Origin of the sequence: Micrococcus sp. FDAARGOS_333 (genome assembly GCF_002206575.2) — a bacterium.
Lineage (GTDB): Bacteria > Actinomycetota > Actinomycetes > Actinomycetales > Micrococcaceae > Micrococcus > Micrococcus lylae.
Genome location: NZ_NJFJ02000001.1, coordinates 1380179 through 1391998, shown reverse-complemented (window position 1 = coordinate 1391998; position 11820 = coordinate 1380179). Strand labels below are relative to the sequence as shown.

General features: G+C 73.0%; 10 protein-coding genes. All 10 read right to left on the bottom strand.

What is annotated here, in order from left to right; translation table 11 throughout:
• Positions 1 to 10: 10 nt before the first annotated feature.
• Positions 11 to 430: a hypothetical protein gene (locus CEQ11_RS06230; RefSeq protein WP_088478083.1), complete on the bottom strand. Its 420-nt coding sequence runs from the start codon at positions 428 to 430 to the stop codon at positions 11 to 13.
• Complete coding sequence (locus tag CEQ11_RS06225; RefSeq protein ID WP_088478082.1) at positions 427 to 1566, bottom strand: MraY family glycosyltransferase; 1140 nt, start codon at positions 1564 to 1566, stop codon at positions 427 to 429. Before CEQ11_RS06225 ends, CEQ11_RS06230 begins: the two co-directional genes overlap by 4 nt.
• A gap of 9 nt (positions 1567 to 1575) precedes the next feature.
• A complete protein-coding gene (locus CEQ11_RS06220; RefSeq protein ID WP_088478081.1) occupies positions 1576 to 2388 on the bottom strand; it encodes an L-threonylcarbamoyladenylate synthase in 813 nt (270 codons plus the stop codon).
• Between the two features lie 26 nt (positions 2389 to 2414).
• Positions 2415 to 3344: a HemK/PrmC family methyltransferase gene (locus CEQ11_RS06215; RefSeq protein ID WP_088478080.1), complete on the bottom strand. Its 930-nt coding sequence runs from the start codon at positions 3342 to 3344 to the stop codon at positions 2415 to 2417.
• Positions 3341 to 4435, bottom strand: coding sequence for a peptide chain release factor 1 (prfA, locus tag CEQ11_RS06210; protein ID WP_088478079.1), 1095 nt, complete (start codon positions 4433 to 4435; stop codon positions 3341 to 3343). The genes CEQ11_RS06215 and prfA overlap by 4 nt, the downstream gene beginning before the upstream one ends.
• Before the next feature lie 131 nt (positions 4436 to 4566).
• Positions 4567 to 6564 (bottom strand): transcription termination factor Rho, encoded by a 1998-nt coding sequence (gene rho / locus CEQ11_RS06205; protein WP_088478935.1) that lies wholly within the window; start codon positions 6562 to 6564, stop codon positions 4567 to 4569.
• 261 nt (positions 6565 to 6825) lie between these two features.
• A complete protein-coding gene (thrB, locus tag CEQ11_RS06200; RefSeq protein WP_088478078.1) occupies positions 6826 to 7779 on the bottom strand; it encodes a homoserine kinase in 954 nt (317 codons plus the stop codon).
• Entirely contained in the window at positions 7779 to 8891 is a 1113-nt protein-coding gene (gene thrC, locus CEQ11_RS06195; protein WP_088478077.1) for a threonine synthase, read from the bottom strand. The genes thrB and thrC overlap by 1 nt, the downstream gene beginning before the upstream one ends.
• Before the next feature lie 7 nt (positions 8892 to 8898).
• Positions 8899 to 10221 (bottom strand): homoserine dehydrogenase, encoded by a 1323-nt coding sequence (locus CEQ11_RS06190; RefSeq protein WP_088478076.1) that lies wholly within the window; start codon positions 10219 to 10221, stop codon positions 8899 to 8901.
• Positions 10222 to 10298: 77 nt separating this feature from the next.
• Entirely contained in the window at positions 10299 to 11726 is a 1428-nt protein-coding gene (lysA, locus tag CEQ11_RS06185; RefSeq protein WP_227718904.1) for a diaminopimelate decarboxylase, read from the bottom strand.
• Positions 11727 to 11820 lie beyond the last annotated feature (94 nt).

Here is an 11820-nt window from a genome sequence, read left to right as displayed (position 1 = left end):
CGTTTCCGCTTCAGTAGATGCTGCGGCGGGTGCGTGCGAACACGAGCACCTCCGCGGCCTGCCAGACCACGATCGCCACGAGCGCGGCCACCCCTGCGGCAAGCGCGTCGAGCCACTGCGGTCGGGGGACGACGGTGAGCAAGAGGCCGTAGAGCACGATCTTGAGGACGAATGCGCCGATGCTCAGCACCATGACCATCTCGCGCTGCCGGTCCCACAGCCAGGCGATGAGGGCGAGGGTGACCGCGGACAGCAGCAGCACCAGTCCCCCGCCGAGGCCGGCGGAGGCGGCGGCCGCTCCCCCGTGCATCAGACCGGACACGAGCGCGCAGACGACGACGGCCGCGGCGGTGGCCGCCACCGAGACCAGGAGGATCCCCCACCAGCCTCGGGTGTTCTCGCGCGGGGCTCGTCGTCGGCGGGCGGTCATTGCAACTCCTGGGGGTCGACCTCGTCGGGTGTGGTCTCGGCCGCGCCCCGGCGGCGGCGCACCATGGGGTGCAGGGTGAGGTACCCGGCGGCGAGCAGCAGCACGGCCAGGACCGGGAGGACGACGCGGTCGTCGAAGAAGTTCAGGGACACCGCTCCCCAGGAGACGAGGAAGCTCCAGAGCCAGAGCAGCGCCACGGCCTGCGGCTGGGTGTAGCCGCCGTCCACGAGCTTGTGGTGGAGGTGGCCGCGGTCGGCGGAGAACGGGCTTGACCCGCGGGCGGTGCGGCGGATCACGGCCGTGGTCAGGTCGATCAGCGGCAGGGCGAGCACGGCCAGCGGCAGCAGGATCGGCATGTAGGCCGGCACGTTGCGGAACCGGAACCCGTCCAGCGCGTCGACGTCGGCGGTCACGGCGACGGCGGCCGTGGCCAGCAGCAGTCCGATGAGCAGGGCGCCGACCTCTCCCATGAAGATCTTGGCCGGGCTGACGTTGTACGGCAGGAACCCGAGGGAGGCGCCGACGAGCAGCGCCATCATGAGCGTCGCGAGGTTCGAGTAGTCGAACTCGTTGATCGTCCTGGTCAGCAGGTACGAGTACACGAAGAAGGCCGACCCGCCGATCAGCGCGACGCCCGCGGCGAGGCCGTCCAGCCCGTCCACGAAGTTGATGGCGTTCATGGTCAGCACGATCACGAACACGGTCAGCAGGATCTGCATCGGCTCGTTGCCGACCGGGATCCAGGCGAAGGGCATGGCCTCGACCCTGATGCCGCCCAGCGCCACCGCGAGGGCCGCGGCGATCTGTCCGGCCATCTTCGCCCACCAGCGCAGGTCCCAGAGGTCGTCCACCATCCCGAGCACCGTGATGATGCCCAGCGCCGCGAGGAGGCCGCGGACGGGGGCGGAGTCGCTGAAGATGCCGTCGAGGAAGGGCACAGTGCCGGCGACCGTCATGCCCAGGAGCACGGCCATGACCATGGCCACGCCGCCGAGCTTGGGGACGGCGCGGACGTGCATGTCGCGGGTGCGGTGCGGGCTGTAGGCGCGGCCCCGGAGCGCGACCTGGCGGATCAGCGGCGTCGTCACCAGGCAGGTGAGCGCCGTGACCGCGATGACCAGGACGTAGGCACGCATGGAGGCCGGTCAGTCCCGGGGCGGGTGTTCGTCGGCCTCGCCCTCTGCGGCTTCCTCCGGCACGGAGGCGCCCCCGTTCCCCGGGGCGGGGGTGTTGTCGGCGCGGTCGACGGTGGAGAAGGTCGCCGGATCGGCGGACGTGGCGGTGTCCGGCGGCGGGGCGTCCTCGCCCTCGGCCAGCAGGTCCGGGACGGTCTCGCGCAGCACCTCGAGCGGCAGGGCGCCCTGGCGGGCGACCCGGAAGGGGGTGACGGTGCAGTCGACGATGGTCGACGGGGTGTTCTCGGTGCGCGGGCCGCCGTCCAGGTAGACGGAGACGGTCTCGCCGAGCATCTCCTGGGCCTCCTGGACGGTGGTGGCCGCCGCCATGCCGGTGCGGTTGGCGGAGGAGACGGCCATCGGGCCCACGGCGTAGAGCAGCTCGCGCGCGGCCGGGTCGGCAGGCACGCGCAGGGCCACGGTGCCGCGGGTCTCGCCGAGGTCCCAGGTGAGGGTCGGCTGGGACTTGAGGATCAGGGTGAGTGGCCCCGGCCAGTGCTCGGCGGCCAGCTGCTCGGCGGCCTCGGGGACGTCGTACGCCAGGCCCTGCATCACGTTGCGGTCCGCGATGAGCACCGGCGGCGGCATGGTACGGCCTCGGCCCTTGGCGGCCAGCAGCACGGCGACGGCCAGCGGGGAGAACGCGTCCGCACCGATGCCGTAGACAGTGTCGGTCGGCAGCACCACGCACTCGCGGTTGCCCAGGGCCGTCCGGGCACGCTCCACGGCGTGGTGAAGGTCGGAGGTGTCCGTGACGTCGATCAGCTCACTCACGCGGTCCATTCTTCCATCATCGTTCTCTCTGTCGGTCAGGCGCGCACGGCGTGCAGCCAGCGGGGGCGTCCGGTCAGGTCCTGGTGCCCGACGACGTCGGCCCAGGCCCCCTGTGCCCTCACGGCCGTGACCAGCTCGGGCCCGTGGGTCTCGTCGTGCTCCATGGTCAGCACTCCCCCGGTCCGGAGCAGCCGGGCGGCCGCCGTGGCCATCGTCAGGGGGATGCGGGTGCCGGCCTCGTCGCCGCCGTAAAGGGCGAGCGCCGGATCGAGGCGAGCCTCCGGCTGGGCCGGCAGCCGCCCGTCGGGCACGTACGGCGGGTTCACGGTCACCGCGTCCGCCGTGGCGTCCAGCTCGGACAGCGCCGCGGCGGCATCGCCGAGCACCAGGTGGACGCCGAGCGGCTCCAGGTTCCAGGCCGCCCAGCGGTGGGCGGTCGGGTCCAGTTCCACGGCGTGCACGTCGGCGGGCCGCCCGGTCTCGGCGCGGGCGTGGGCGAGGGCTGCGGCGACGGCGCCGGAGCCGGTGCACAGGTCCACGAACACGGGGCGGTCGATCCCGGCCACGGCGGCCAGGGTGTGCTCGACGAGCAGCTCGGTCTCCGGGCGCGGCAGGAAGACGCCGGGGCCCACCTGCAGGCACACGCCGTGGAAGGAGGCCTCGCCCGTGAGGTGCTGCAGCGGCACACGCTCGACGCGCCGGGCGACGAGCTTGCCGTAGCGCGCGGCCTCGTCCGCCGACGCCTGGGCGCCGGCGAGGATCCGGGCGAGGGCGGCACCGGTCTGAAGACCCATCACGTGGGCGGCGAGCTGCTCGGCGTCGGCCCGCGGGCTGTCCACCCCGGAGCCGGACAGACGCCGGAGCGCACCGCGCACGAGCAGGTGCCAGTCCGTCGTCGCCGGCTTTGGAAGGGCACCGCCGGAGGCGGGCCCGGCACCGTCCGCGGAAAGGCCGCTGCCGGTCATGCCGCTCCCCCGCCGAGGGCGTCGAGGCGGCGCTGCTCGTCCTGGGCCTGCAGGGAGGCGATGACGGGACCGAGGTCTCCGTCCAGCACGGCGTCCAGGTTGTAGGCCTTGTAGCCGGAGCGGTGGTCCGCGATCCGGTTCTCCGGGAAGTTGTAGGTCCGCACGCGCTCCGAGCGGTCCAGGGTGCGGACCTGGCCGTGGCGTGCGGCGGCGTCCGCGGCCTCGCGCTCCTGGCGCTGCAGGTCCAGCAGGCGGGAGCGCAGCACGCGCAGGGCGGCCTCGCGGTTCTGCAGCTGCGACTTCTCGTTCTGCATGGACACCACGATGCCCGTCGGCAGGTGGGTCAGGCGCACGGCCGAGTCTGTCGTGTTCACGGACTGCCCGCCCGGGCCCGAGGAACGGAAGACGTCCACCTTCAGCTCGTGCGGGTCGATCCGGACCTCTTCCGCCTCCTCCGCCTCCGGCAGCACCAGCACGCCGGCGGCCGAGGTGTGGATGCGCCCGGCGGACTCGGTGACGGGCACGCGCTGCACCCGGTGCACACCGCCTTCGAACTTCAGGGCCGCGAACACGCCCTCGGACGGGCCGGCCCCCGTGCCGCGCACGGCGATCTGCGCGTCCTTGTACCCGCCGAGGTCCGATTCCGTGACGGAGAGCATCTGGCAGGACCAGCCGCGGGACTCGGCGTAGCGCAGGTACATCCGCACCAGGTCCCCGGCGAACAGCGCGGCCTCCTCGCCGCCTTCGCCGGCCTTGACCTCCATGATCACGTCCCGGGCGTCGTCCGGGTCGCGCGGGATGAGCACGCGGCGCAGGCGCTCGGCGGCCTCGTCCCGGCGTGCGGTGAGCCCGGGCAGCTCGGCGGCGAAGGCCTCGCCGTCCTCCCCCGGCTCGGCGGCCAGCTCGGCGGCGTCGGCCAGGTCCTCCTCCGCCTGCACCCACGCGGTGTGGGCCGCGACGACGGCCCCCAGCTCCGCGTACCGCCGCCCCAGGCGTCGGGCCAGGGCAGCATCTGCGTGCACGGCCGGGTCGGCCAGGCGCTCGGTGAGCTCACGGTGCTCGGCGAGCAGCTCGGTGACGGAGTCGAACACGGCGGTGGCCTTTCGGAGTGGGGACGGGACAGCGGCGGACAGGACAGGTCCGCACAGGACAGGGGCGGACACGACGACGCCGGCCCCGGCGGAAGCAGGTGCTCCCGCCGGGGCCGGCGTGGCGGTGGTGACTAGTCGTCGCCCTTCGAGCCCAGGGTGGTCTTGGAGACCAGCATGAGGAACTCGGCGTTGGACGCGGTGTCCTTGATCTTGTTGGTGAGCAGCTCCAGCGCCTGCTGGGTCTCCAGACCGGAGAGCACGCGGCGCAGCTTCCACATGATCTTGACCTCCTCGGGGGAGAGAAGGGCCTCCTCGCGGCGGGTGCCGGACGCGTTGACGTCCACCGCCGGGAAGATGCGGCGCTCGGCGAGCTGGCGGGACAGGCGCAGCTCCATGTTGCCGGTGCCCTTGAACTCCTCGAAGATGACCTCGTCCATGCGGGAGCCGGTCTCCACCAGGGCGGTGGCGAGGATGGTCAGGGAGCCGCCGTTCTCGATGTTGCGGGCGGCGCCGAAGAACTTCTTCGGCGGGTACAGCGCCGAGGAGTCCACACCGCCGGAGAGGATGCGGCCCGAGGCCGGGGCGGCCAGGTTGTAGGCGCGGCCCAGGCGGGTCATGGAGTCGAGCAGGACCACCACGTCTCGGCCCAGCTCCACGAGGCGCTTGGCACGCTCGATCGCCAGCTCGGCCACGGTGGTATGGTCGTCCGCCGGCCGGTCGAAGGTCGAGGCGACGACCTCGCCCTTCACCGAACGCTGCATGTCCGTGACCTCCTCGGGGCGCTCGTCGACGAGCACCATCATGAGGTGGACCTCGGGGTTGTTCGTGGTGATCGCGTTGGCGATCGACTGCAGGATCATCGTCTTGCCGGCCTTCGGCGGGGAGACGATGAGGCCGCGCTGACCCTTGCCGATCGGGCTGACCAGGTCGATCACGCGGGGGCCGACCAGCTTGTGGTCGGTCTCCAGGCGCAGGCGCTCCTGCGGGTACAGCGGGACCAGCTTGGAGAACTCGACGCGGGTCGGATCCTCCTCGGCCGGGGCGCCGTTCACGGTGGACAGCTTCACCAGGGCGTTGAACTTCTGGCGGTTGCCGCCACCGCTGTTGCGCTTCTCGCCCTCACGCGGTGCGCGGATGGCGCCGACCACGGCGTCACCCTTGCGCAGGCCGTACTTCTTGACCATCTGCAGGGAGACGTAGACGTCGTTCTGGCCGGGCAGGTAGCCGGAGGTGCGGACGAAGGCGTAGTTGTCCAGCACGTCGAGGATGCCGGCCACCGGCTGCAGGACGTCGTCCTCGGTCAGCTCGGTGTCGTCCACCTCGGGGCCACCGCGCCCGCGGCGGTTCCGGTTGCGGTCGTTTCGGTTGCGGTTGCGGCGGGAGCGACGCGACCCGCGCTCGTCGTCATCGCGGTCGCCGCGGTTCCGGTTCCGGCCGCCCTTGTCGTTCCGGCCGCCCTTGTCGTTGCGGCCGCCGTTGTCCCGGTCGTCCTCGTCGCGGTCGCCGCGATTCCGATTCCGGCCGCCCTTGTCGTTGCGGCCGCTGTTGTCGTTGCCACCGCCGTTGTCGCGGTCGTCCGCGTCGCGGCTGCGGCCGCCCTTGTCCCCGCGGCCGTTCTCGCGCTCGTGGCTGCCGGACTTCTTCTCGTCCTCAGAGCGGTCGCCGCGGTCCTCGCGGGCGCCGCCGGAGGCCTTGTCCTGGCCCTCGCCGCGGGTCGTCTCGTCCTGACCCTGGTTCCGGCGGCCGCGGCTGTCCTGCTCGTCCTGGCTCTGCTCGTCCTTGCGGTCCCCGCGCTGTTCGGCCGGCGCGGAGCCGTCCGAGCCGGCACGGCGGGAGCGGCGGGCCGGGCGCTCGACGCGCTGTTCGCCCTGCGCGGTCTCGTCCTTTTCCGCCTTCTCGGCAGCCTGCTTCTGCTCGGCGGCCTTCTTCTCGGCCGCACGCTTCTCCGCGGCCTCGCGGTCGGCCACGGCACCGCCGCGCTGGTGGTCGGCGATCGCGGCCACCAGGTCCGACTTGCGCATGCGGCGGCTGCCGGTGATGCCGAGCTGGGAGGCCAGGGCCTGGAGCTGGGCGAGCTTGAGAGAGGCCAGTCCGCCGCCGGCGTTCGCGGAGGGGGCGGTCTGTTCCATGGATTCGGTCACGAAGGGTCCTTCTGACTCGGTTTCGGCCGTGGCGCGCTCACTGCGGGCACGGCTCGTCGATGGTTTCCGGCCGTGCTGCGCTGCGGCAGCCCTGAGGGCCGGGTGAAAAAGAGGGGGTTCTCCGCCACGGGCGGGGAGGTGGTCGTCGCCGTCGCGGCGATGCCTGCGAACCGGTCCTTGCCGATATCCCAGAACGGGACGTGTGGAAGACGGGTCCGCCACCGCAGCAGAAGCCTGGATAGGCTCCCGTCAGCCGTGATGGAGTGTCTCCACCCTAACACCCTCGGACGCCACGGCACTCACCGTCACCCTCCAGCGCGCCGCAGTCGACTCCGCCTCGGCCTGCAACAGCCGGGCCGCCTCGTCGGCGGCCGTCGCGCCGGCGGCGAGCACCAGCACGGTCGGGCCGGCGCCGGAGACCACGGCCGCGTGACCGGCGCGGCGCAGCACCTGGACCAGACGGGCACTCTCCGGCATCGCAGAGGCACGGAAGTCCTGGTGCAGCCAGTCCTTGGTGGCCGGCAGCAGCAGGGACGGGTCCTCGGCGAGGGCGTGCGTCAGCAGCGCGGCGCGGCCGGCCTGGGCGGCGGCCACGGCGTGCGGCACGGTCTCCGGCAGCAGTCCGCGGGCGGTATGGGTGGCCAGTCGGGCATCCGGCGCCGCCACCACCGGCACCAGGTCCGGGTGCAGTCGCAGCCTGGTGGTGCGGAAGCCTCCGGCGGTGTCGTCGACCCAGGAGGCGGTGGCGCCTCCGGCCAGGGCGGGCGCCACGTTGTCCGGGTGGCCTTCGCGGTGCGCACACGCGTCCAGCAGGCCGTCCGGATCCAGCCGGTCCCCTGGCTCGAGCAGCGCCTCGGCACCGGTCAGGGCCGCCACCACGGCGGCCGCGGACGACCCCAGGCCGCGCGAGTGCGGGATCACGTTGTGGGCCTGCAGGGCGAGACCGGGCGCCGTCGCACCCCTGATGGCCAGATGCTCCAGGGCGAGGCGGACGACCAGATGCGTGCCGTCGTCGGGCAGGGCCCCCTCCCCCTCCCCGGTGACGCGGGCGGACGAGGGGCCGTCCACCACGGTGAACGTCACCTCGTCCCTCAGCTCCAGGGCGAGGCCGAGGGTGTCGAAGCCCGGGCCGAGGTTCGCGGAAGTGGCCGGCACGGCCACACGCACGGACCGGCCGGCCGGGAGCGCACGCAGCGTCGGCATCAGGACAGCCCCAACGCCTTCGCCACGGTGACCACGTCGACGTCCACGGACTCGGGGGTGACCTCCGATCCGTCGGCGGCCTTGAGAGCCCACTGCGGGTCCTTCAGACCGTGGCCGGTGACGGTGATCACCCAGGTCTTGCCCTCCGGCACGTCGCCGGCGGCATGGTGCTTCAGCAGCCCTGCCACGCCGGCGGCGGAGGCCGGCTCCACGAACACGCCCTCCTTGGAGGAGAGCCAGCGGTGCGCCTGAAGGATCTCTTCGTCCGTGACGGAGTCGATGAGGCCGCCGGAGGCGTCGCGGGCGGCGGTGGCCTGGTCCCAGGAGGCGGGGTTGCCGATGCGGATGGCCGTGGCGATCGTGTCCGGCTCGAGGATCGGGTGGCCTGCCACGATCGGGGCCGCGCCGGCGGCCTGGAAGCCCCACATCGTCGGCGTCGTGGTGGCCACGGCCGGAAGCTCCTCGTCCGAGGTGCCCGGGTGCGGGTTCACGTACGGCCGGGCGTACTCCTGGTAGCCCTTCCAGTACGCGGTGATGTTGCCGGCGTTGCCGACCGGCAGCAGGTGGTAGTCCGGGGCGTCGCCGAGGGCGTCGACCACCTCGAACGCGCCGGTCTTCTGGCCCTCGATGCGCGCCGGGTTCACCGAGTTCACGAGGAACACCGGGTAGTTCTCGGAGAGCTTGCGAGCCACCTCGAGGCAGTTGTCGAAGTTGCCCTGGACCTGCAGGATCTGGGCGCCGTGGGCCACGGCCTGGGACATCTTGCCCATGGCGATCTTGCCCTCGGGCACCAGCACCGCGCAGGTGATGCCGGCCTGTGCCGCGTAGGCGGCGGCAGAGGCGGAGGTGTTGCCGGTGGAGGCACAGACCACGGCCTCGGCTCCCTCGGCCACGGCGGCTGTGATGGCCATGGTCATGCCGCGGTCCTTGAAGGAGCCGGTGGGGTTCATGCCCTCGAACTTCACGTACACGTCGCCGGCCACGAGGTCGGACAGGTGCGGAGCTCGGATCAGCGGGGTGCCGCCCTCGCCCAGGGTGATGACGCGGGTGTGCTCGGTGACCGGCAGGCGGTCGGCGTACTCGCGGACGACGCCCTTCCACTGATGTGCCATCAGGTGTTCACTTTCCTTCGACTCGGACGACGGAGACGACGCCGCGGACGACGTCCAGGTCGCGCAGCTCCTCGACGGTGGCGTCGAGGTCCCGCTGGCGGGCGTGGTGGGTGATGATGCGCAGCTGGACCTCGCTCTCGCCCTCGGCGGTGGCGGAGTTCTGGCGCATCGCCTCGATGGAGACGCCGTGGCCTTCGAAGACGCCGGCCACGCGGCGCAGCACGCCGGGGGCATCGGCGACGGTGAGGACCACCATCACGGAGGTGTGGGCCTCTTCGGCGTCCAGCGCAGGCAGCGAGGCGATCGAGGTGCGCACGCGGGCCGGGCCGCCGCGCACGAGGCGCTCGGCCACCGAGACCACGTCGCCCATCACCGCGGAGGCGGTGGGGGCTCCGCCGGCGCCCGGGCCGTAGAACATGAGCTCGCCGGCGTTCTCCGCTTCCACGTACACGGCGTTGTAGGCGCCGCGGACGGCGGCGAGCGGGTGTTCACGGGGGACCATGGTGGGGTGCACGCGCAGCACGGCGCCCTCGGCCCCGTCCTGTCCGGTGCGGCGCTCGGCGATGCCGAGCAGCTTGATGACGTAGCCGGCATCCGCGGCCGCGGCGGAGTCGGCGGCGGTGATCTGCGTGATGCCCTCGCAGGAGACCTCGTCGATGGAGTAGTCCGTGCCGAAGGCCAGGGTGGCCAGGATGGCGACCTTCGCGGCGGCGTCGTGACCCTCCACGTCTGCGGTGGGGTCGGCCTCGGCGTAGCCCAGCTCCTGGGCCTCGGCCAGCGCGTCGGCGAAATCCGCGCCGACGCTGTCCATGCGGTCCAGGATGAAGTTCGTGGTGCCGTTGGCGATGCCCATGATGCGGGTGACCCGGTCCCCGGAGAGCGAGTCGCGCAGCGGACGCAGGATGGGGATGGCGCCGGCCACGGCGGCCTCGAAGGCCAGCTGGGCGCCGTGCTCGGCGGCGATGGCCGAGAGTTCCTCGCCGTGCCGGGCCAGCAGCGCCTTGTTGCCGGTGACCACGGCCTTGCCGTCCCGCAGCGCCTGCTCGATCAGGGTGCGCGCCGGTTCGATGCCGCCCATCAGCTCGACCACGATGTCCGCGCCGTCGATCAGCGGCTCGGCCTCCGTGGTGTACATGTCCTTCGGCAGCTGGTAGTCACGCCTCCGGTCCGTCGAGCGCACGGCCACGCCAGCCAGGCGCAGCGGAGCACCGGCCTTGGCTGCGAGCATGTCCGCGTCCTCGGTAAGGATGCGGGCCACCTGGGATCCCACGGTGCCGCCGCCGAGCAGGGCGACGGTGATGGCCTGGGTGGTGGTCTTCGGCTGCGTCATGGTCCTCCTGGTGGGCGTTGCTTCGACTGTGCGCGGCACAGGGCGGCCGCCGGTGCGGTGTGGGCCGCCCGCCGTCCTCAGCGGGCGGGGTCCTGCGGGTCGACCTCGCGGTCCAGCAGGTCCGCGACCGTCTCCCGGCGGATGATCGTGCGGGCCGCTCCCCCGGTGACGGCCACGACGGCCGGGCGGGGCAGCGCGTTGTAGTTGGAGCCCATCACGTGGGTGTAGGCGCCAGTGGCCGGGACGGCGAGCAGGTCGCCGCGGGCCACGTCTGACGGAAGGTACACGTCCTTCACCACGATGTCCCCGGACTCGCAGTGCTTGCCCACCACGCGAGACAGCACGGGGGTGGCCTGCGGCGCGCGGTTCGCGCAGACGGCCGTGTAGTCCGCGTCGTAGAGCACGGGACGGGGGTTGTCCGACATGCCGCCGTCCACGGCCACGTAGCGGCGGGCGGCGGTGGTGCCGTCCGGGGCGTCCACGTCCACGGTCTTGGTGACCCCGACGGTGTACAGGGTCAGGCCGGCGGGGCCGGCGATGGCGCGGCCGGGCTCGATGGAGATCCGCGGGCAGGTCAGACCGTGCTCGGCGGTGGCGGCGCGGACGGCCTCGGCCAGCGCCGCGGCGATCTGCGCCGGCGGGCGCGGAGCGTCCACGGCGGTGTAGGCGATGCCGTGGCCGCCGCCGAGGTCCAGCTCGGCCAGCTCGACGCCGTGGGCGTCGCGCACCTCGGCGAGGAAGGCGAGCACACGCTGGGCGGCGAGGGCGAAGCCGTCGGCCTCGAAGATCTGGGAGCCGATGTGGCAGTGCACGCCGATCAGGTCCACGGACTCCGCGGCCAGGGCCGTCTCCACGGCCACGGACGCCGGCGAGCGCCCGGTGACGTTGCCGTCGTCGTCCCCCGTGGCCGGGGCCAGGGAGAGGCCGAACTTCTGGTCCTCGTGCGCGGTGGCGATGAAGTCGTGGGTGTGGGCGTGCACGCCCGGGGTCAGGCGGAGCATCACCGGGGCCGTCAGACCGTGCTGCGCGGCGAACTCGGCCAGGTGGCGCAGCTCGTCCACGGAGTCCACGATGATCCGGCCGACGCCCTGGGTGAGCGCGTCCAGCATCTCGGCGTCCGACTTGTTGTTGCCGTGCAGCCCGATGTGCGCCGGGTCCACGCCGGCGTGCAGGGCGATGGCGAGCTCGCCGCCGGAGGCGGTGTCCACGCGCAGGCCCTCCTCGGCGGCCCACCGGGCTGTGGAGAGGGTGAGGAAGGACTTGCCTGCGAAGTAGACGTCCGCTCCCCCGCAGAGGTCGGCGAAGGCGGCGTCGAAGCCGGACTTGAAGGCGCGGGCACGGGCGCGGAAGTCGTCCTCGTCCACCACGAGCAGCGGGGTGCCGAAGGTCTCCGCGAGCTCGGCGGCGGGGATGCCCTGCACGGTGAGCTGTCCGGCGCCGTCGCGCGCCACGCCGGCGGCCCACAGTCGGTCCGTCAGCGCGTTGGCGTCGCCCGGGGCGGGCAGCCAGTCCGGGGCGAGCGGGGAGGGACCCGCGGCCGGGGGCTGCGCGGACTCCTTCCCGACGACGGCCGGTCCGGTGGTCTTGTCGAGCTCGCTC